At 63.6% G+C, this 20493-nt stretch carries 16 protein-coding genes; 15 read left to right on the top strand and 1 reads right to left on the bottom strand.

Going from position 1 to position 20493, the window contains the following annotated elements:
* Positions 1-83: 83 nt before the first annotated feature.
* From RHM60_RS00375 to RHM60_RS00365, 3 genes are read left to right on the top strand one after another with little or no spacing between them, the layout of a single operon-like run.
* On the top strand, positions 84-884 hold the full coding sequence (locus tag RHM60_RS00375; protein WP_209980869.1) for a glucose 1-dehydrogenase: 801 nt from the start codon (positions 84-86) through the stop codon (positions 882-884).
* Positions 877-2703: a glycoside hydrolase family 15 protein gene (locus RHM60_RS00370; RefSeq protein ID WP_322213239.1), complete on the top strand. Its 1827-nt coding sequence runs from the start codon at positions 877-879 to the stop codon at positions 2701-2703. The genes RHM60_RS00375 and RHM60_RS00370 overlap by 8 nt, the downstream gene beginning before the upstream one ends.
* Positions 2704-2743: 40 nt before the next feature.
* Positions 2744-3646, top strand: a complete 903-nt coding sequence (locus RHM60_RS00365; protein ID WP_322213238.1) for an alpha/beta hydrolase — start codon at positions 2744-2746, stop codon at positions 3644-3646.
* A 166-nt stretch (positions 3647-3812) separates the two neighbouring features.
* On the opposite strand, the gene RHM60_RS00360 is transcribed toward RHM60_RS00365, so the two are convergent.
* Positions 3813-4778 (bottom strand): GlxA family transcriptional regulator, encoded by a 966-nt coding sequence (locus RHM60_RS00360; RefSeq protein ID WP_209980863.1) that lies wholly within the window; start codon positions 4776-4778, stop codon positions 3813-3815.
* Between the two features lie 92 nt (positions 4779-4870).
* Here RHM60_RS00360 and inhA point away from each other — a divergent pair, with 92 nt between their 5' ends.
* The 12 genes from inhA to RHM60_RS00300 all read left to right on the top strand — a co-directional run bounded on the left by inhA (position 4871) and on the right by RHM60_RS00300 (position 20480).
* On the top strand, positions 4871-5551 hold the full coding sequence (gene inhA, locus RHM60_RS00355; RefSeq protein WP_209980861.1) for an isonitrile hydratase: 681 nt from the start codon (positions 4871-4873) through the stop codon (positions 5549-5551).
* A gap of 634 nt (positions 5552-6185) precedes the next feature.
* The gene (locus RHM60_RS00350; protein ID WP_322213237.1) at positions 6186-7625 is read left to right on the top strand and encodes an undecaprenyl-phosphate glucose phosphotransferase; all 1440 of its coding nucleotides are present in this window, start codon (positions 6186-6188) and stop codon (positions 7623-7625) included.
* On the top strand, positions 7625-9085 hold the full coding sequence (locus RHM60_RS00345) for a mannose-1-phosphate guanylyltransferase/mannose-6-phosphate isomerase (RefSeq protein WP_209980858.1): 1461 nt from the start codon (positions 7625-7627) through the stop codon (positions 9083-9085). The genes RHM60_RS00350 and RHM60_RS00345 overlap by 1 nt, the downstream gene beginning before the upstream one ends.
* Position 9086: 1 nt before the next feature.
* A complete protein-coding gene (locus tag RHM60_RS00340; RefSeq protein ID WP_322213236.1) occupies positions 9087-9998 on the top strand; it encodes a glycosyltransferase family 2 protein in 912 nt (303 codons plus the stop codon).
* A gap of 29 nt (positions 9999-10027) precedes the next feature.
* A complete protein-coding gene (locus RHM60_RS00335) occupies positions 10028-10804 on the top strand; it encodes a polysaccharide biosynthesis/export family protein (RefSeq protein ID WP_322214561.1) in 777 nt (258 codons plus the stop codon).
* 14 nt (positions 10805-10818) lie between these two features.
* A complete protein-coding gene (locus RHM60_RS00330; protein WP_322213235.1) occupies positions 10819-12810 on the top strand; it encodes an exopolysaccharide transport family protein in 1992 nt (663 codons plus the stop codon).
* Positions 12810-14000: a glycosyltransferase gene (locus RHM60_RS00325; protein WP_322213234.1), complete on the top strand. Its 1191-nt coding sequence runs from the start codon at positions 12810-12812 to the stop codon at positions 13998-14000. Before RHM60_RS00330 ends, RHM60_RS00325 begins: the two co-directional genes overlap by 1 nt.
* Positions 13990-15318 (top strand): beta-galactosidase, encoded by a 1329-nt coding sequence (locus tag RHM60_RS00320; RefSeq protein ID WP_322213233.1) that lies wholly within the window; start codon positions 13990-13992, stop codon positions 15316-15318. Before RHM60_RS00325 ends, RHM60_RS00320 begins: the two co-directional genes overlap by 11 nt.
* An 8-nt stretch (positions 15319-15326) precedes the next feature.
* Positions 15327-16544, top strand: coding sequence for a glycosyltransferase family 4 protein (locus RHM60_RS00315; protein WP_322213232.1), 1218 nt, complete (start codon positions 15327-15329; stop codon positions 16542-16544).
* Entirely contained in the window at positions 16535-17638 is a 1104-nt protein-coding gene (locus RHM60_RS00310) for a glycosyltransferase family 4 protein (RefSeq protein WP_231421640.1), read from the top strand. The genes RHM60_RS00315 and RHM60_RS00310 overlap by 10 nt, the downstream gene beginning before the upstream one ends.
* Positions 17635-19071 (top strand): O-antigen ligase family protein, encoded by a 1437-nt coding sequence (locus RHM60_RS00305; RefSeq protein ID WP_209980844.1) that lies wholly within the window; start codon positions 17635-17637, stop codon positions 19069-19071. The genes RHM60_RS00310 and RHM60_RS00305 overlap by 4 nt, the downstream gene beginning before the upstream one ends.
* Positions 19071-20480, top strand: a complete 1410-nt coding sequence (locus RHM60_RS00300) for a lipid II flippase MurJ (RefSeq protein WP_231421638.1) — start codon at positions 19071-19073, stop codon at positions 20478-20480. Before RHM60_RS00305 ends, RHM60_RS00300 begins: the two co-directional genes overlap by 1 nt.
* The last annotated feature ends 13 nt before the right edge of the window (positions 20481-20493 follow it).

Here is a 20493-nt window from a genome sequence, read left to right as displayed (position 1 = left end):
GCGGGCAATCATGCATGGCCCTGAACTTCCAGCGCCGCCCGCCAGTCAGCACAAGGGACTCTCAACAATCAGTGGGTGGGCCGATGCAGATCACATTGCAGCAACAAGTAGCGCTGGTCACCGGTGCCAGCTCCGGCATCGGCGCAGGCGCCGCCAAGGCCCTGGCCGAAGCGGGCGCTGCCGTAGTGCTCAATTACAATTCCCAGGCGGCACCGGCCGAAGCCCTGGCCGCGCAGATCAATGCCGGCGGCGGCCGCGCCATTGCCATCGGCGGCGATGTGTCAAAAGAGGCTGACGTGGAGCGCCTGTTTGCCCAGACCCTCGACGCATTCGGTCACCTGGATATTCTGGTCGCCAACTCCGGCCTGCAAAAAGACGCCAAGCTGGTCGATATGACCCTCGACGACTGGAACACGGTGATCGGCGTCAACCTCACCGGCCAGTTCCTTTGCGCCCGTGCAGCGGTGCGCATTTTCAATCGCCAGGGTGTGCGCGAAGGCGTGTCCCGCGCGGCCGGCAAGATCATCCACATGAGTTCGGTGCACCAGCTGATTCCCTGGGCCGGCCATGTGAATTACGCAGCGTCCAAAGGCGGTGTGGAGATGTTGATGCGCACCCTGGCCCAGGAGGTCAGCGAGCAACGCATTCGCATCAATGGCATCGCGCCGGGGGCGATTCGCACGGCGATCAACCGCGCAGCCACCGAAGGCGCGGCAGAAAAAGAGCTGCTCAAGCTGATCCCCTACGGCCGCGTTGGCGACGTGGAAGACGTGGCCAACGCGGTGGTATGGCTGGCCAGTGACGCATCTGATTATGTGGTCGGCAGCACCCTTTTCATTGACGGCGGCATGAGCCTTTATCCGGAGTTTCGTGGCAATGGTTGATTTCAGGAACGAACCCCAGAGCGCGATCGATGCCCACGGCATCATTGGCGACATGCGCAGCGCAGCATTGGTGAACGACAAGGGCAGCATCGACTTTTTCTGCTGGCCGGAATTCGACAGCCCGTCGATCTTCTGCGCGTTGCTCGACACCCCTGACGCCGGCACTTTCCAGCTCACCCCCGACCTGCCCGACGCCCGTCGCGAGCAGATCTACCTGCCCGACACCAATGTGCTGCAAACCCGCTGGTTGAGTGACGAAGCCGTGGTGGAGATCACCGATCTGCTCACCGTCAGTGAGGATGTCGATGACCTGCCGCTGTTGATTCGTCGCGTACGCGTGGTCAGCGGCAAGGCGACCATTCACCTGCGCTGCGCCGTGCGCCATGACTATGCGCGGGCCACCACCCGCGCCGAGATGGCCAATGCAGGCTTGGTGTTCAGCGCCGCCGACCAGCCTGGCCTGCGCCTGAGCGGCAGCCATGCGCTGACCCTCGAAGACCATGCCGCCGTCGCCAGCTTCAGTCTGGCCCAGGGCGAAGGCGCCGAATTCGTGCTCGGCGGTGAGGATGATCCGCGCGTCACCAACGCATGCACCGACCTCTATCTGGAACGCACCTTGAAGTTCTGGCGCGGCTGGATCAGCCAATCCAATTACCGTGGGCGCTGGCGCGAAATGGTCAACCGCTCGGCCCTGGCACTGAAACTGCTGACCTCGCGCAAACACGGCGCAATCATTGCCGCCGCCACCTTCGGCCTGCCTGAAACTGCCGGCGGCGAGCGCAACTGGGATTATCGCTACACCTGGATCCGCGACGCTTCTTTCACTGTCTACGCGTTCATGCGCCTGGGATTTATCGAAGAAGCCAACAGCTACATGCGCTGGCTCAAAGGCCGGGTCAGCGACTGCTGCGGCCAGTCGATCAAGATCAACATCCTCTACGGTATCGACGGTCGCCAGCAGTTGCCGGAAGCCACCCTCGACCACTTCAGCGGCCATGGCGGCGCTACGCCGGTGCGCATCGGCAACGAGGCGTTCGATCAGGTTCAGCTGGATATCTACGGCGAGCTGATGGACGCGGTTTACCTGGTGAACAAATACGGTGAAGCCATCTCCCATGAGGGCTGGAAACACACGGTGGACGTGGCGAACCAGGTTTGCGAAATCTGGAACACCAAGGATGTGGGCATCTGGGAGATGCGCGGCGAACAGCATCACTTCCTGCATTCGCGGCTAATGTGCTGGGTGGCCCTGGACCGCGCAATCCGCCTGGCCTCCAAACGTTCGCTGCCGGCCCCGTTCGCCCGCTGGGACCAGACGCGCCAGGCGATCTATGCCGATATCTGGGAAAACTTCTGGAACGAGGAGCGCGGCCATTTCGTGCAGCACATCGGCAGCACCGCCCTCGATGGCTCAATGCTGCTGATGCCGCTGGTACGCTTCGTCGCCGCCACCGACCCGCGCTGGCTATCGACCCTGGCCGCGATCCAGAAAAGCCTGGTACGCGACGGCATGGTCTACCGCTACCGCAACGACGACAGCCAGATCGACGGCCTGCAGGGCACCGAAGGCGCTTTCGCGGCCTGCTCGTTCTGGTACGTCGAATGCCTGGCCCGCGCCGGCCAGGTGGAAAAGGCCCATCTGGAATTCGAGCAACTGCTGCGCTACGCCAACCCGCTGGGCCTGTACGCCGAGGAATTCGACACCCAGGCACGGCACCTGGGCAACACGCCTCAGGCGTTGAGCCATCTGGCGCTGATCAGCGCGGCGACGTTTCTGGACAGGAAGTTGAGTGGGGAGAAGACGGTGTGGCAGCCGTGACCATAGGGTGTCACTTTTGACGCGTCGATAGGAGCCAACGATGAACTGCCCTGCCCCGCTGCTTTACGTGCGTACCTCCATGCTGGACATGGCCTATGAGGCCCATGGTCCGGCCGACGGTGAACCGGTGATTCTGTTGCACGGTTTCCCTTATGACCCGCGCAGCTATGATGGGATTGCGCCGGCCCTGGGCGAGCAGGGCTATCGCGTGCTGGTGCCCTACCTGCGCGGCTACGGGCCGACGCGGTTCATCAACACACAGGTGATGCGCTCGGGGCAGCAAGCCGCACTGGCCAGGGACTTGCTGGACTTCATGGATGCACTGTCGATTGCGCAAGCCACGCTGGCCGGTTACGACTGGGGCGGGCGCGCTGCCTGTATTGTCGCGGCGCTGTGGCCGGAGCGGGTGCGCGGGCTGGTCACCGGCGATGGCTATAACATTCAGGACATCGCCCACTCGCACGAGCCTCAGGCGCCTGCGACGGAGCATCGTTTGTGGTACCAGTACTATTTTCATACCCCACGCGGCGTGGCGGGCTTGACGGCCAATCGCCGCGAGCTCTGCCAATTGCTGTGGACGCTTTGGTCGCCGTCCTGGGCAGAAGGACCGAGCCAGTATGCGCAAACCGCGCCTTCATTCGATAACCCCGATTTTGTCGCGGTGGTGATTCACTCCTATCGCCATCGATTCATGTACGCGCCGGGTGATCCTGCGCTGGAATCCATTGAACAGGCGCTGGTGCAACAGCCACCGATTTCAGTGCCGAGTATTTCGTTGTGCGGGGCCGACGACGGCGTCGGGCCTGCGCCGGAAGAAGATGAAGACCTCGCGCATTTCAGCGGGTTTTATCGACGCCAGGTATTGCCTGGCGTGGGCCACAATATTCCTCAGGAAGCACCGCGAGCGACCCTGGCGGCGTTGCTGGAATTGCTGCGCCGATAAAAGCCCCCTCCCCGCCGGATAAGCCTTGCGATGCAGGCGATGCGGTCTGGCAGGCACACCGCAGCGATCCCATCGCAGCCTCGCTGAAGCTCGACAGCTCCCACAGGGATTGGCGCTCGCCACAGGAGCTACTTGTTGGGTAGGGCCGTTTCCATTGGCGCCATGGCTACGCCGGTGAAAAACGCTCCCGGTATGCCTGAGGTGTCACCGACACTGCGCGCAGGAAGCTGCGGCGCAGGGTTTCTTCGCAACCAAACCCACACTGCACGGCGATGCGCTTGATCGACGCTGCGCTGTCCGCCAGTTGCCGGCGGGCGGTTTCGACGCGGATCAGGTCGACGGCGCGAGCGGGAGTCTGGCCGGTTTCGGCGCGGTAGTGGCGCACGAAGCTGCGCTCGCTCATGCCGGCCTGTGCAGCCAGGGTGGCGATGCTCAGATCCAGCGTCAGGTTTTCCGCGATCCAGGCGTGCAATTCGGCGAAGCGGCTGCCGCCGTTCTGCAACGACAGCGTGACGCTGAATTGCGACTGCCCGCCCGGGCGCTTGAGGAACACCACCAGGTGCCGCGCCACTTCCAGGGCCACGGCGCGGCCAAGATCTTCTTCGACAAGCGCCAGGCACAGGTCGATACCGGCGGTGACACCGGCCGACGTCCACACCGCACCCTGCTGGATGAAGATCGGGTTGGGCTCCACCGTCAAGGCGGGAAACTTGCGCGCCAGTTCCTCGCAACGCGTCCAGTGGGTGGCGACGCGACAACCGTCGAGCAGGCCACTGGCTGCCAGCAGAAAAGCACCGGTGCACACCGAGGCCATGCGCCGGGTGTGCCGGGCTTTTGCGCGCACCCATTGCACCAGCGCCGGGTCTTCGGCGGCACCGTAGACGCCCCAGCCGCCAGCGATCACCAGGGTGTCGCACGGCGTGTCGACTGCCGGCAACGGCTCGGCCAGCAGCGCCAGGCCCGCAGACGTCATGACCGGTTCGGCCTGGGCCGCGATCACCGAGACGCGGTACGGCAACGGCTGGCCACGCTGACGGGCCAGGTCGTTGGCCGATGCGAACACCTGCAAGGGCCCGGTCACATCGAGCACCTGGGCATTATCAAAAGCGAGTACGTGAATGATTCTGGGCATGATTGGCGCGATTTGTGGGCTCAATGGCGTATACGCCAGAGCCTAGGCCTCTACAGTGCAAGCGTCTACTTCTTCTCAACGGAGTTTCATTCATGACCTTGCAAATCGGCTTCCTGCTGTTCCCCGGCATTCAGCAACTGGACCTCACTGGCCCTTACGACGTGCTGGGCTCGCTGCCGGAGGTGAAATTACATTTGGTATGGAAGGACCTCGCACCGGTCACCTCCAGCACCGGTCTGGTGTTCACGCCGACCATGACCTACACCGACTGCCCCAACCTGGATGTGCTCTGCGTACCCGGCGGTGCCGGCGTCGGTGCGTTGATGGAAGATGCCGACACCCTCGATTTCCTCAAGGCCCAGTCGCTCACTGCACGCTACGTGACCTCGGTGTGCACCGGCTCGCTGGTACTCGGTGCGGCGGGTTTGCTGCGCGGTCGCAAGGCCACCACTCATTGGGCCTACCACGACATGCTCGCCCCGCTCGGCGCAATCCCGGTGCAGGAACGCGTGGTGCGCGACGGCAACCTGTTCACCGGCGGCGGCATTACGGCAGGGATCGACTTTGCGCTGGTGCTGGCGGCGGAGCTGTACAGCGAAGCGGCGGCGCAGTTGGTGCAGTTGCAGATCGAATACGCCCCCGCGCCACCGTTCGACGCCGGACGTCCGGACACTGCGCCACAGCATGTGTTGGACGAAGCCCACAAGCGCACCGCCGAGTCGCGCAGGGTGCGAGGTGAAATTACCGCACGCGCGGCCGCGCGATTAGGCTGACGACGCAGTATCGCTGTGGGAGCGGGCTTGCTCGCGAAGGGGGGGGTGTGTCATTCGCTGAATCCGGCACTGACATACCGCCTTCGCGAGCAAGCCCGCTCCCACATTTTGAATAAGTGATGACGTCCCCCTTTCGGTAGCAGGCATTCCCATTAAAAACGGTCGCTATCGGTCCTTCGATTAACTTTTTTTCATTTATTTTTGAAGTTAAAAAGACAACTTCCAATCCCACTAAAACCCCGCAGCCACGGCACTTAGTCGTAACTTCCCTCTCCTCTCTGTCCCCCTTTCCCACCGCGTTTTGAAAAACCTTCGCTGTTAAGCAGGAAAATTTTCAAATTTGTTCCTACACTCAAAAACACACCCCTCTTACCACCTGCACGGACAAGGAATGTCAATAAAATGCCTCATAACACACTGATTAACATCTTTAAAACGTTGCATCCGCACTACCGTCAATTCGTTGACTAAGCAACCATGAGGAACACTTCCTTTAGCCACTGCTCCGCAAGATCCCTTCAAATGGATGTGTCGCATTTGGATTGATTAGTTGCGATTTCACCAGCGTAGCCGAGTTTAATGCACTACTAACGCATACCGGTTAAAGCGCATGGAGTGCAATGAGGGATGTTTTATGCGAGAAAAGTCATCAGTCGATAGCTTGTTTTTAACGCGCGCCGGTTTTGTTGAGTTCTTTGTTGTTTTTGTCAAATTTATTCATGGTCTAAGTGCGATATTACCCCCGCTGGTACTGGTTTTTTTCATCGATCCGATGAACCCAGAGATGCGTTCGCACTTCCTCGGCCTGCTGGTATTTTTTGCGTTTCTGACCATCATTTTGTTCCAGGCGTTGGGCATTTATTCGGAGGAATTGTTCAGCAACCGTCTGCGCCTGAAAACCAAGATCAAGGCCTGGTCAGCCGCCTTCTGCATCCTGCTGTTCATGTATCAGATATTGCAGTTTTTTCCACAATTGACGCCACGTAACCTGTTGACCTGGTACTTCGCCAGCCTTGGGCTGTTTTGTCTCGAACGTTTGTTGATGCTGCGCCTTTACAGCAGTTTGATGCGCAAGGGTAAGTACCTGCAGCGCACGGTGATCCTTGGGTTTACCGACACCGCCGTGCACGTTGCCGACCACCTGCAACGCAACGGCGATATCCGCTCCGGTCTGATCGGTTTTATCGATGATCGCACCGAGCGCATCCCTAAGGAGTTAAGCAATCTGCCATTGCTGGGTAACACCCGCGACCTGGAAAAGCTGATCCGCGCCGAGCAGGTCAACCAGGTGATGATCTGTCTGCCCTGGGCTGCGGAGCAGCGCATCCATGGGCTGGTCAATCGTCTACGGCAGTTGTCGGTGAACGTGATGCTGGTGCCGGACATGGCCGCGCTGCGCTACGGCCATAGCAAGATCACCGACGTGGGCGGCATCCTGATGTTCAACACCTCGCAATTGCCATTGCGTGGCTGGTCGCCGGTGATCAAGCGCCTTGAAGATTGTTTGCTGGCGAGCCTGGCGCTGGTGGCGCTGGCGCCGCTGATGATCATCACGGCCATTGCGATCAAGCTCGACTCCAGGGGCCCGGTGTTGTTTCGCCAGAACCGCTTTGGCTATAACGACAATGAAATACGCGTGTTCAAGTTTCGCTCTATGTACACCGACCAGAGCGATTTCACCGCGCAACAACAAACCACCCGGCACGACCCGCGCATCACCCGCGTCGGGCGCATCATCCGCAAGACCAGCATCGACGAGCTGCCGCAGCTGTTCAATGTGCTGCTGGGCAACATGTCGATGGTCGGCCCGCGCCCGCACGCCACTGCTACCAAGGCCGCCGGCGTGCCCTTCGAAGTGGCGGTGAGCGAGTACAGCTCCAGGCACCGGGTCAAACCGGGCATCACCGGCTGGGCGCAGATCAACGGTTACCGGGGTGAAACCGACACCCTGTTCAAGATCCAGAAACGTGTCGAGTACGACCTGGAATACATCTCCAAGTGGTCGGTGTGGTTTGACTTGTACATCGTCTTCATGACGGTTCCCGCCGTTCTATCCACCAAGGAAGTCTATTGATGAATACCCTCAACGGATTAATTCCCTGCATTATTTCCGGTGGGTCGGGCACGCGGCTGTGGCCGGTGTCACGCCAGAACATGCCCAAGCCGTTCATGCGCATGCGCGATGGCCAGAGCCTGTTGCAGAAGACCTTCCAACGCGCCGCACGCCTGCCCGGTGTGGAGAGCGTGCTGACGGTGACCAACCGCGAGATGCTGTTTCGTACACTCGATGACTACCGGTTGGTCAACCCGTCCCGCCTGCCCCTGGACCTGCTGCTGGAGCCGTTCGGGCGCAACACGGCTGCGGCCATCGCCGTGGCGGCGCTGCATGTGCAGGAACATTTTGGCGATGACGCACAACTGTTGGTGATGCCCGCCGACCATTTGATCCACAACGAGACTGCGTTCGCCGCCGCCGTGACCCAGGCCCGTGATCTGGCCGAGGCAGGCTTTCTGGTGACCTTCGGCATCCAGCCCGACCACCCGGAAACCGGCTTTGGCTATATCGAGAAAGGTGAGGCGCTGAGTACCGGCAACCGCGTGCAGCGCTTTGTCGAGAAACCGGACCTGGCCACCGCACAAGCCTACCTCGACGGCGGCAAGCACCTGTGGAACGCCGGGATGTTCTGCTTCAAGGCCAAAACCCTGGTGGACGAACTGACCACTTACGCGCCCGAGGTATTGCAGGCGGCCCGCGCGGCCTTGGAGCACAGCCAGCACCTGCAGAACAAAACCTCGCGCCAGCGTGAGCTGGATGCAGAGGCCTTCGGCAGCGCGCCGGACGTTTCCATCGACGTGGCGCTGATGGAGAAATCCACGCAAGTGGCCGTGGTGCCCTGCGATATCGGCTGGAGCGACATCGGCTCGTGGGAAGCCCTGCGCCAGCTCACGCCGAGCGATGCCCATGGCAACCAGATCAACGGCGAAGCGATTTTGCATGATGTGCACAACTGCTACATCGACTCGCCCAAGCGCGTGCTCGGTGCCGTGGGCGTGCGCGATCTGATCATTGTCGACACCCCCGATGCCCTGCTGATTGCCGACGCCCACCGCAGCCAGGATGTGCGCTATATCGTCGCCGAACTCAAGCGCCAGAACCATCCGGCGTACAGCCTGCACCGCACCGTCACCCGGCCCTGGGGCACCTACACCGTGCTGGAGGAAAGCAGCCGGTTCAAGATCAAGCGCATCGTGGTCAAACCGCAGGCGTCGTTGTCGTTGCAGATGCACCATCACCGCAGCGAACACTGGGTGGTGGTCAGCGGCGCTGCGCAGATCACCAATGGCGAGCGCGAGTTTCTGATCAACGCCAATGAGTCCACCTATATTCCCGCCGGGCACAAGCATCGCTTGACCAACCCCGGCATCATCGACCTGGTGATGATCGAGGTGCAGAGCGGCGAGTACCTGGGCGAGGACGATATCGTGCGCTTTGACGATATCTACGGGCGCGCGCCTGCCGACGTGAAGAAGTGACATGCGCACCTCGCTGATCATCCCGACCCGCAACGCCGCCGGCCACCTGGCGCGGCTGTTGCCTGCGCTGCAGATGCAAACCAGGCAACCGGACGAGATGCTGGTGGTGGACAGCGCCTCCAGCGACGACACGGTGGCCCGCTTTCGCGAGTTCGGCGCCCAGGTCGAGGTGATCGACGCCCGCGATTTCAACCACGGCGGCACGCGGCGCTGGGCCAGCGAACAGGTGAGCGGCGATGCGCTGATCGTGATGACCCAGGACGCGATTCCTGCCGACCCCGAGACGTTCGCCAACCTGCTCGATGAACTGCAGCAGGACCCGCTCAACGGCGTGGCCTACGGGCGCCAATTGCCGCATCCGGACGCCGGCGTGCTCGGCGCGCAGTCGCGGCATTTCAACTACCCGGCCCAGAGCCGCAGCAAAAGCCTGGCCGACGCCCCGCAACTGGGGATCAAGACCTGCTTCAGTTCCGATTCGTTTTCGGTGTACCGGCGCAGCGCGCTGCAAGCCGTGGGTGGCTTCCCCGCCGATGTGATCGGCAGCGAAGACGCCTACGTGGCCGCGCGGATGCTGCTCGACGGCTACAAGGTGCGCTACGCCGCCTCGGCGCGGGTGTACCACTCCCACGATTACCGTGTCATGGATGAATTTCACCGCTACTTCGACATTGGCGTGTTTTACGGTCGCGAACCGTGGATCCGCCAGGCCTTTGGCGATGCCGGCGGTGAAGGTAAACGCTACGTGCTGGCGGAGCTGGCGGCACTGCGCAAGGCCGGTGCACTGCACCGCGTCCCCGAAGTGCTGGTGCGCAGTGCCTTCAAGTTGCTCGGCTATCGCCTGGGCCATCTGGAGCGCCGCCTCCCCGTCGCGCTCAAGCGCCGTATCAGCATGTTCCCCGGCTATTGGAAGTGAGCATCATTAACTACAGGAAGTCACCTATGATGAAACGAATCTTGCTTGTTGTAGCGTTGCTCGCCCTGGCCGGGTGCAACACGCCGGCCCGCATTGTCGCGCCGGATGACCAGGCGGTGGAGGAAGGCAAGCGCGCCCTCGACCATTTGGCCCAATTGCCACCGGCGGTGGAACGCATCCGCGTCGGCGACCAGTTGCGTATCGTGCGCGATGCCGGGGAGATGCCGACATTGTCGGCGTTTAACGTCAGCACCATCTACGAGCTGACGCTGTACACGGTGCAAACCGACGGCAAGATCAACTACCCGTTCCTGGGGCCACTGCAGGTCGCCGGGCGCCAGCCCTCGGAGCTGGCGGCCGAGTTGAGCAACAAACTGGCACCGGTGTACCGCGAACCGCGGGTGACGGTGAATATCAACCAGGCACCGAGCAACTCGGTGATCGTCGGCGGCGCGGTGAATAACCCGACGTCGGTGCAGATCGGTATCGCCAACACGCTGGAGCAGGCGATTGTCGGCGCCGGCGGCGTGAACCCGGCGGGTAACGCAAGCATGGTTGCGTTGCTGCGCGAAGATGCCGAAGGCACCTACCGCGCCTACTTCCTGGACTTCAGCCAATACCTCAAGACCGGCCCCGTCGGCCGCAAACCGGTGCGACTGCAACGCGGCGACGTGGTGTTCGTGCCCAAATCCAACGTGGGCGAGCGTATCCAGGGAGTGGACACCTACTTGAACCAGCTGATTCCGTTCACCAAGTCCATCGGGGTTGGCTACAACTATTCCCGAACCAGCGGCGGCACCAACTAAAGGAGCGACATCCCATGATCGAGATCCGTTCTTTTCGTGATCTTCTGCGCCTGTTTTTCATCTTCCGCCACGAGTTCAAGCTGGCGGCCATCGCTGCGCTGGTCATTATCCTGCTGGGGGCGTTCCTGCTGCCGGCCAAGTACGAATCCACCGCGCGCCTGCTGGTGAAACCGGGGCGTGATTCGACGCTGCCCATCGAGATCAGCAACCGTCAGGCGCTGGTGATGCCCAGCACCCAGCGCGACCCGATTGTCGACGAAGAGCGCCTGCTGACCGGGCGCCCGATTGTGCGCGCGGTTGCCGAGCGTTACCTGGAAGTGCTGGCCAACCAGCCGCCGCCGGAAGGCGTCTGGAAGCTGGGCAAATACCATGTCAAAAATGCGACCGGGGCGATCTCCGATGGCGTGCGCGTGGTGCTGGAATCCCTGGGTGTCATTGAAAAAACCACCCCGGTCGAACGCCTGGCCGCAGGGCTGGAACAAAGCTTCGAAGTCAGCCACGCCGCCGGCTCCACGGTGATGGACATCAGCTTCAAGTGGGGCGACCCGCAGATCGCCCAGGCCGTGGTCAAAAGCTGGGTCGAGATCTACATCAACGAGCGCACCCAGGCGCTGGGGCGCAAAAGCCTCTACGCGTTCTATGAGGGCCAGGTGTCCAACAGCGCCACCGAGATCAAGAGCTACAAGGAGCAGATCCTCACGCACCTGAACGAAATCGGCGCGGCCAGCATCACCGATCGCCTGGAAGATCTGTCCGAGCGCATCAACGTGCTGCGCGGCGAAACCTTCAACACCGCCCGCCTGATCGCGTCCTCCGACAGCGCCATCGAGAGCACCCGCACCCAGCTCAAGAGCCAGCCCAAGGAAGTGACTACGGTGCGCCAGATTGCGCTGAATCCGCAGCAACAGGATCTGCGCCGCCTGCTCAACCAGAAGCTGCTGGAACGCGCCGACATGATGCGCACCTACACCGATAACGCGCCGCCGGTCAAAGCCCTGGATGCGTCGATCCGTGCCATGCAGGTGCAGGTGGCGGCTGAAAGCAACACGGTGCAGAGCTCGGAAAACCGCGCGCCGAACACCCTGGAAATCCACCTGCAACGGGTGCTGCTGGACGAGTCCAGCAACAACCTGGCGCTGCGCACCCAACTGGTTCAGCAGCAGAAACAACTGGTCAACCTGGAAGCCCAGCGCAAGCAGGCGCTGGAGATCGAACCGGAGTTGACGCGCCTGTCCCGCGAGCTGAGCGCCACCGAGCGCAACTACGCGCTGTATGTGGACAACCTGGAAAAATCGCGCATCGACCGTGAACTGGACAACAGCCAGATCAGTAACATCGCGGTGATCGAAGAGGCCACCCTGAACCCGGGGCGCATCTTTCCGAAAACCCTGGTGATGCTGACGCTGGCGATCCCGTTCGCCATCGTCGTCGGCCTGCTGGTGGTGTACCTGTGCTACCTGCTCGATCAGCGCATCCATGACGGCGGTCTGGTGGAACGCAAGTTCGGCCTGCCACTGTGGACCACCCTGCCGGAGCTGGACACCAGCACCGCGCAGAGCACCAACGCGTTCAATGCCAGCATCTATCGACTCTACGGTTTGCTCGAGCCTGAACGAATAACCGAACAAGGCATGACCCTCGGCCTGACCTCGGCGCGCCACGGCGAAGGGGTAAGTTTTGTGGTGGGGCAACTACGACAACTACTTCAGGAAAATGGCATCAAGGTCCGCGTCGGAGGTGCGCGGACGGCCTCGCCGGGAGAAGTGGTGCTGCTCGATGCCTCAGCGCTTTTGGATAACCGCGACGCCTTTGTCAGCCTCAGGCGGGCCGATCTGATTGCGTTGGTGGTGGAGGCCCAGAAAAGCACGGTACCGGTGGTGGAACATGCGCTGTCGATCCTCAATACGGCCTTCGGCAAGGTGGACGGCATCATTATCAACCGACGAAGGTTCGAGGTACCGGCCAAAGTGCTCAAGACCATTGCCAAGTACCGGGGGGTGTTCTGATGCGCATTGCCCTGCTGGCTCCCTTGCCGCCCGAGAAAAACGGCATCGCCGATTACGCGAACCATTTCAAGCTGGCGCTGGAACAGTTGGGTGTGACGGTGCTGACACCGTTGAGCGGCGTCGAGGGATCGAGCGCGGCGATCAAGCGGGCCATCGGCACGTTCGACTGGCACAGCGTGGACCTGGTCCACGGCGAGCTGGGCGGCGGACGACTGGGGGAATTTCTGGCCCTGCGCGAGCTGCACAAGGCCTACCCTGCCCTGCCGCTGACCGCCACCGTGCACGACCCGGAGCGTATGGTGTGGCGCCGCGAACGCCTGCCGTTTCCCCTGCAACTGATGGAGCGATTGCCCAGCCCGTTGCCGCAGGCGGCGGTGGTGTTGGCCGACCCGCTGACGTTGCGCGAAGAGCGCCAGGTCGCCGCCGGTTTGACCCGGTTGATCACCCTGACGCGCCTGGGAGCCGAATGCCTGAGCCAGCGCATGCGCCTGGCGGCCGGCAAAGTCGCGGTGATCAACCACGCCAACCTGGCGATCGCACCGACGCCGTTGCCATCGCTGGACACGCTACGCCTGCTGTATTTCGGGTTTATCTACCGAGGCAAAGGCATCGAGGACCTGTTGCAGGCCCTGGCCGACGTGTTCAGGCAAGCGCCCGAGTTGCGTGGCCGCGTACGGCTGACATTGGCCGGTGGCACGGCTGCGGAAATGGCGTTCGGCGCGGGGGGCAATTACCTCGACCAGTTGCACAGCCAGATCGCCGACCTCGACCTGGCCGACGCCATTGACTGGCGGCTGAACCTGCCGGCGGATGAGATTGCCGCGACGATCCAGGCCCATCATGTGATGGTGCTGCCCTACCGCGAGTCGAAAAAACTCGGTCTGCTGGGGCGCCAGCGTGGCACCAGCGGTGCGTTGTCATGGGCGGCGGCGTGCGGGCGTGGGGCGATCACTTCGGATGCGCGGGCGTTCGCCGAAGAAGTCGCCAGCGGCAATGGCGCGATCTATCCTCAGGGCGATGTGGCCGCCCTGAGTGCGCAACTGCTGCGTCTGGCCCGTACACCGACGCTGGCGCGGGACTGGGCCGAGCGCGCCGGGGAAATCGGGCGCGAACGTTTGTGGCCGTTGACCGCGCAGCAGTTCAGGCAACTTTTCAAGCAGGCAATTGTGGGAGGTCCCCATGGTGCGTAAGGGCACGTACTTTTTGACGCTTGTGCTGGTCGCGGCGCTGGGCCTGGGCGCTGTGCTCTGGGGGCGCCAGGCCGACGCCGAGAGCCATGTGCTCAAGGGCAGCAAGGTGCTGGTGTGGAAGGACTTTCTGGGCGTTAACGCGCAGTTCCTGTGGTTCAGCCCCGAGCGCTACCAGAAGCAGATCGACCGTCTCAAGGCGCTGGGCCTGGAGTGGGTGCGCCTGGATCTGCATTGGGATCAGCTGGAGCCGGTGCAGGGCCAATACCAGGTCGCAACCCTCGACCAATTGGTGAAGAAGCTGCAGGACAACCAGCTCAAGTCAGTGTTCTACCTGGTCGGTTCGGCGCCCTTCGCCACCACCGCGCTGGTGGGAGCGCCTTATCAGGACCAATACCCGCCCAAAGATCCGCACGTGTTTGCCAACCGCATGGCGCTGCTGGCCGAGCGTTACCCCAGCGTGGACGCCTGGCAGGTGTGGAACGAGCCGAACCTGCTCGGCTTCTGGCGCCCGGTGGCCGACCCGGCGGGTTACGCCACGCTGCTGACCACCACCGCCGCCGCGCTGCGCGCCATGCGCCCGGACAAACCGGTGGTGGCCGCCGGCATGGCGTTCTTCAGTGAGATGCCCAACGGCCAAACCATGTTCGACGCGCTGGGCGCGCTGGGTATCGCCAGCCTCAACACGGTGATTGCCTACCACCCCTACACCCAACTGCCCGAGGGCAACGACCCGGCCAACCTGGACTTCATCGCCAAAACCACCGCGCTCAACCAGGCCTTGCGCGCAGGCGGCGTGCAAACGCTGTGGACCACCGAGTGGGGCTGGTCCACCTACACCGGCCCCAAGGACGCCCAGGACATCATCTCGCTGCAAGGCCAGGCCGATTACGTGGTGCGGCGCCTGGCGCTGATGAGCGCGCTGGATTACGACCGCACGTTCCTGTTCACCTTGAGCGACCTCGACCAGCGCGCCAGCGTGCGCGACCAGTCCTACGGCCTGCTTGATATCGACGCCAACCCCAAACCTGTCTACACCGCCTTGAAGTACTTTCTCGACGTAAGCGGGCCGAGCCTCACCCCCGGCGACCCACCCAGCGCCGACCAATTGCCCGACGGCCTGTTCAGTATCGGCTGGACCCGCGCCGATGGGCGCAAGTTGTGGTTTTTCTGGGCGGCCCAGGGCGGCAACGCGCATTTGCCGGGCCTTGCCAGCGCGACGCTGTACGACCCGCTGCGCGGCACGCAAACCCCGGTCAGCGGCACCGGCGGCTTGACCGTGCCGGTCAAATCGAACCTGCAAATTCTGCTATGGGATTGAAGCCAGCCATGCGCATTTTATGGATCCTGCCCTACTCGCCCTGGCCGGCCACCAGCGGCGGCAAGACGCGCCAGTTCCACCTGCTGCGCAGCCTCGCGGCGCGCGGGCACCGGATCACCCTGTTGCTGCATGACAAGCACCCGGTGTCGCTCGCCGACCGTCAGGTGCTGGAGACCTTTCTCGACCACCTGATCGTGCTGCCGCGCCGTCCACTGCGCAGCCTGAAGACCCTGGTGGCCGGGCTGTTTGCGCCCTACCCGCTGCTGGCCAGCGTGAATGGCCTGTCCGCGCCCTTGCAGGCGCGCTTCAACCAACTGCTCAACGAGCACTGGGACGTGGTGCAGATCGAGCACACCTACAGCTTCCAACCTTACGAAGACGCACTGGCGCGCACCGCCCAGCCTTTCGTGCTGACCGAACACAACGTCGAATCGGCCCTCGGCGCCGCCACTTACGATCGCCTGCCGAACTGGGCGCTGCCGTTTATTCGCTACGACCAGTGGCGCTACGGCCGCTGGGAACACCGGGTGATGCGCCAGGCGACGCAGGTGGTGGCGGTCACCGACAGCGATGCGCAAACGTTGGCAAAGATCGCCGGCAAGCCGGTGCCGGTGGTGGTCAACGGGGTGGACTGCGACCACTTCGCCGGCGCCCGCCCGGACCCGAAAAGCCGCCGCGTGCTGTTTTTGGGCAACTACGAATACGCGCCGAATGTGGACGCCATCGAGTGGGCGCTGGATGAGATCCTGCCCAAGGTCTGGGAGCGCTGCCCGCAGGCGCGCATGAGTGTGTGCGGCTTCGGCATGCCCGACAGTTGGCGCACGCGCTGGCCGGACCCGCGTATCGAGTGGCAGGGGTTCGTGCCCGATCTGCTGAGCCTGCAATCGAGCTGCTCGGTGTTTCTGGCGCCGTTGCGCCACGGGGGCGGCTCCAAGCTCAAGGTGCTCGAAGCGCTGGCGGCCGGCCTGCCGCTGGCGAGCACCGAACAGGGCGTGTCCGGCCTGGACCTGGTGGAAGGCCTGGACTACCTCGGCGCCCAGAGCGCCACCGGCCTGGCCGACGCCGTGGTGCGCCTGCTGCAGTTTCCCGACGCCGCCACGCCCATGGGCGAAGCCGGCCGCGCCTACGTGCGCCGCGCCCATGACTGGAGTGTCGCCGCCAGCCAGCTGGAGCGCGTGTACGCCAGCCTTTCACCGCTCACCGAAAAGGAACCCGCATGCGTGTAGGCCTTGATTACCGCACCGTCGGCACCTCGCCGCAATCGGGCATCAGCCGCCAGGTGTATGCGCTGGAAAGCGCCTTGCACACCTTGCCGGGCGTTGCGCTCGAGCGCTTTACCGTGGCGCCGCTGGGGGACGAAACGCGGCTGCAGGCGCACTGCCCGGCCTGGGGCTGCGCGAAAACCGCGATGCACCAGCCGCACAATCGCCTGCGCTTCGAAGCCGGTTTTTTGCCACGGGCGTTGCGCGAGCAGCATATCGATTTGTACATCAGCACCTTCAACATGGGCCTGCCGTTGCCACCCAAACCCAAGGGATTGCGCACGGTGGTGCTGCTGCATGACCTGTTCCAGATCACTCTGGACAATTACCACGCCAACCGCCTGAAGGCGTTGATCTACAAGACCAGCGATCGCCTGTCGATTGCCTACGCGGTGCACAGCGCCGACCGCGTGTGGACGCCGTCGCAGTACAGCGCCGATGAAACCGTGCGCCTGTTTCCCAAAGCGGCGGGCAAGGTTCGCGTACTGCCCAACCAGGTGGACAGCTTTGTCGAACTGGCGGCGGACCTCACTGCGCGGCAAATGCCCGAGCGCTACTGGCTGCTGGTGGGCACTCGCGAATTGCGAAAGAACGTGCCGTTTCTGGTGCAGGCCTGGCAGGAGGCCCGTCGGCTGTCCCCTGCCGTGCCGGAACTGGTGCTGGTGGGCAGCCTCGATCATCTGCCGCAAGCCCAGCGTAGCGTGGCGGGGATTCGCGCCTTGAGCGGCGTGTCGGATGCCGAGCTGCACGCGCTGTACCGCCGCGCCGCGCGCCTGTGGCAGCCGTCGTATGCCGAAGGCTTCGGTTTGCCGGTGATCGAGGCGCTGAGCGTCGGCACGCCGGTGGCCGTGGCCAGCGGTACGTCGCTGGATGAAATCACCCCACCCTCGGCGCCGCGTTTTTCGCCCACCGACGGGCCGGCGCTGGTGCAACTGATGGTGAACCTGGGCGAGCAGCCTGACGAAGAGTCGCCCGAGCAACGCCGGCAGTGGGCGCAGCGCTTCAACCATCAGGCCTATCGCCTGCGCCTGGCGCAACTGATCGAGGAATTGCAATGAGAGACTCCCTGGGCGCCCCTGTCGCGATCCTCTTCGGCCTGCTGTTCGGCGTGATGGCACTGGCGCTGTCACCGGCCAAGGCGTTGCTTGGCGTGGTTGGGCTGGCGGCGGCGGTGACTATCCTGCGCTTTCCGCTGTGGGGCTTGTTGCTGTTCGCCATGCTCGCGACGTTTATGCCGTATTCCACCATCAACCTGGGGATTCGCAGCACGGTCAGCGAGGCGATCCTCGCGCTGACCTGGGGCGCGGTGCTGTGGCAGACGTTTCTCTCGCGCCTGCCGGCGGCGCCCAGCCTGTGGCGCCGGCCCACCGACCAGATGCTGCTGTGGCTGATGCTGTTCAGCGTGTTCCCGTTCATTGTCGGCCAGGTGATCGTCGTCAATGTCGAAACCAGCGGCGTGGCCAACTGGCTGCGCTGGTTGCTGAGCCTGTCGGCGGTGTTTCTGTGCGCCAAACTGCTGGTGGAACCCAAACAGCGCGAGTCGCTGGTGGTCGCCCTGCTGCTGGGCACGCTGGCAATGCTGGTGATGTCGATTGCAGTGTTCGTACGCACGCGTTCCGGGGCGGGCATTGCGCCGATCCTGGCGCTGCTCAATTACGGCAACTTCGACATGCTCAAATTCGGCCTGGAAGCGATGTCTTCGCGCATGGGCTCGCCGTGGATGCACCCGAACGCCATCGGCGGGATCATGGCGCTGCTGCTGCCCCTGGCGTTCTGCTTCGGCATGACCGAGCGCGGCTGGAAACGCGCACTGGGTCTGGGCGTGGCGTGCCTCGGCGCGGCGGCGCTGCTGCTGGCCAGCAGCCGTGGTGCGATGGTCAGCCTGGCGCTGGTGCTTATGTGGATGGCCACGCGCCGCGTGCCGTACACCGGGCGCCTGCTGATGATCGGCGCGGCGCTGACCGTGGCGCTGGTGCTGGCGTATCCACCATTGCAGGAGCGGCTGGCGACGATATTTTCGTCGGACAACGCCAGTACCGAAATCCGTTTCGACGAGTACCGCATGTTTCCCCAGGCGGTCGCGGCCTATCCGTTCGGCATCGGCTTCAAGGTCGACCCACCGGTACCGGGCACGCCGTTTCTGGGGATCTCCAACCTGTGGCTGAATTTCATCTACAAGACCGGCATTGTCGGCATGCTGCTGTTCGTCGCCGTGACCGTGCGCTGGTGGCGCGAGGCGCGCCCGGAACGCGGCCCGATTCGCCTGACCAAGGACAATGCGCTGTGGCTCGGCAGCACCGCCGGGATCCTCGCGGCGTTGGTGAGCGGGTTGTTCGACCACTACTTCAGTTTTGCGGTGGTAATGGTCGCGCTGTTCTGGCTGATGGTGGGGCTCAATGTGCTGGAAGCACGCCGCCTGTTTGCGGCGCGCGTGCCGCAGGTCAAGCGCGTGGCCCATCGCAAACCGCTAACTGATGGCGCACGTCCCTGATGCTTGGCTCCGCCGCCTGGCTGACACTGGCGACCCTGTTGGGCCTGTGCCTGGGGTTTGCGCGTGAATGGCTGCTGGTGGCGGCCTGGGGCGCGGGCGAGCGCAGTGACGCCTTCCTGATCGCGCTGTTTTTGCCCGAGGCGCTGCGCATGTCGTTGGCCGGCGGTGTGCTGAGTGCCGCGGCATTGCCACTGTATCTGCAGCGCAAGGATGCCGACCGACTGGGCTGGCTGACCGTGCTGTTCCCGGCCCTGATGGCGATTGCATTGGTCACCAGCCTGCTGCTGACGCTGTTGGCGCCGTGGCTGGTGCAACTGCTGGGGCCGGGGTTGGCGGACAGCGCCACGGCACTCGCCGCCGGCAATCTGCAGGTGGTCGCCTGGTGCGTGCCGGGCCTGATGCTGCACGCACTGTTCAGCATTCCGTTGCAGGCCGGTGAGCGGTTTGTGTTGGCGGGGCTGGGCTCGTTACTGTTCAACCTGCCGCCGGTGACCTACCTTGCCCTGGCCGGAACCGCGACCGCGCCGCACACGCTGGCCCTGGCGTGCCTGGCCGGCAGCCTGCTGATGCCGCTGGCGCTGTTGCCGTCGATCTGGCGCCAGGGTTGGCGACCGTGGCGCTGGCAGTGGTCGGCGGCGCCGTTGCGGGAGCTGGGCCAACGCATCGGCCCCTTGTTGCTGAGCAACGGTGCGAGCCAGGGCCTGGCGTTGATCGAGCGGCTGGTGGCGTCGCTGCTGGGCGAAGGCGCGGTGACCTGGGTGAACCTCGCGCGCAAGCTGATGAACCTGCCGCTGATTGCGCTGATGAGCCTCAATCAGGTGCTGCTGGGCATGATGAGCCGCCGCCAGGGCGATGCGCGCCTGGCCCTGCTCAAACGCGGTCTGGACACCGCGAGCATGCTGACCCTGCCCGCCGGGGTCGGCCTGGTGGCGGCGGCACCGAGCCTGGTGGCGCTGCTGTTGCCCAGGCAGTCGGCGGACTCGCCGTTACCGCTGCTGCTGGCATGGTTCGCGGTGCCACTGGTGTTCGGCGCGTGGAACGCACTGCTGGCGCGTTATGCCTATGCGGCCGGTGACACACGCCAGCCCCTGCGCTGCGAACTGCTCGGCAGCCTGGTCAATGTGCTGCTGCTGGGCGCCCTGCCCTTCATGTTCGGCCTGGCCGGTATTCCCTTGGCCGCGCTGGCCGGGGTGATCTGCACGGCGTTGTTGTTGATGCAGCGTCAGGCGCTGCTTGGCGCCCTGCCCTGGGCCAGACACTGGCTGCTGAGCGCAGCACTGATGCTGCTGGCGGCTTTGCTGCTGTTTCGAATTGACGGCGTGTGGCTGCAACTGGGGCTCAGCACTCTGGCCGGGGCCGTGGTGTTGCTGGGCATGGGGCTGTGGCTCAAGCCGTGGCGCAAGGCATGAATGATCGATCGGG

It is taken from the genome of Pseudomonas sp. MH9.3, from assembly GCF_034354675.1.
Classification (GTDB): domain Bacteria; phylum Pseudomonadota; class Gammaproteobacteria; order Pseudomonadales; family Pseudomonadaceae; genus Aquipseudomonas.
The sequence above is the reverse complement of the archived record's forward strand: the minus strand, read 5'-3'. Positions and strand labels throughout refer to the sequence as shown.

Excerpts from the sequence above, each read along its gene's own strand:
- RHM60_RS00375 (WP_209980869.1), top strand. The coding sequence starts at position 84 with ATGCAGATCACATTGCAGCAACAAGTAGCGCTGGTCACCGGTGCCAGC.
- RHM60_RS00370 (WP_322213239.1), top strand. The coding sequence starts at position 877 with ATGGTTGATTTCAGGAACGAACCCCAGAGCGCGATCGATGCCCACGGC.
- RHM60_RS00365 (WP_322213238.1), top strand. The coding sequence starts at position 2,744 with ATGAACTGCCCTGCCCCGCTGCTTTACGTGCGTACCTCCATGCTGGAC.
- RHM60_RS00360 (WP_209980863.1), bottom strand. The coding sequence starts at position 4,778 with ATGCCCAGAATCATTCACGTACTCGCTTTTGATAATGCCCAGGTGCTC.
- inhA (WP_209980861.1), top strand. The coding sequence starts at position 4,871 with ATGACCTTGCAAATCGGCTTCCTGCTGTTCCCCGGCATTCAGCAACTG.
- RHM60_RS00350 (WP_322213237.1), top strand. The coding sequence starts at position 6,186 with ATGCGAGAAAAGTCATCAGTCGATAGCTTGTTTTTAACGCGCGCCGGT.
- RHM60_RS00345 (WP_209980858.1), top strand. The coding sequence starts at position 7,625 with ATGAATACCCTCAACGGATTAATTCCCTGCATTATTTCCGGTGGGTCG.
- RHM60_RS00340 (WP_322213236.1), top strand. The coding sequence starts at position 9,087 with ATGCGCACCTCGCTGATCATCCCGACCCGCAACGCCGCCGGCCACCTG.
- RHM60_RS00335 (WP_322214561.1), top strand. The coding sequence starts at position 10,028 with ATGAAACGAATCTTGCTTGTTGTAGCGTTGCTCGCCCTGGCCGGGTGC.
- RHM60_RS00330 (WP_322213235.1), top strand. The coding sequence starts at position 10,819 with ATGATCGAGATCCGTTCTTTTCGTGATCTTCTGCGCCTGTTTTTCATC.
- RHM60_RS00325 (WP_322213234.1), top strand. The coding sequence starts at position 12,810 with ATGCGCATTGCCCTGCTGGCTCCCTTGCCGCCCGAGAAAAACGGCATC.
- RHM60_RS00320 (WP_322213233.1), top strand. The coding sequence starts at position 13,990 with ATGGTGCGTAAGGGCACGTACTTTTTGACGCTTGTGCTGGTCGCGGCG.
- RHM60_RS00315 (WP_322213232.1), top strand. The coding sequence starts at position 15,327 with ATGCGCATTTTATGGATCCTGCCCTACTCGCCCTGGCCGGCCACCAGC.
- RHM60_RS00310 (WP_231421640.1), top strand. The coding sequence starts at position 16,535 with ATGCGTGTAGGCCTTGATTACCGCACCGTCGGCACCTCGCCGCAATCG.
- RHM60_RS00305 (WP_209980844.1), top strand. The coding sequence starts at position 17,635 with ATGAGAGACTCCCTGGGCGCCCCTGTCGCGATCCTCTTCGGCCTGCTG.
- RHM60_RS00300 (WP_231421638.1), top strand. The coding sequence starts at position 19,071 with ATGCTTGGCTCCGCCGCCTGGCTGACACTGGCGACCCTGTTGGGCCTG.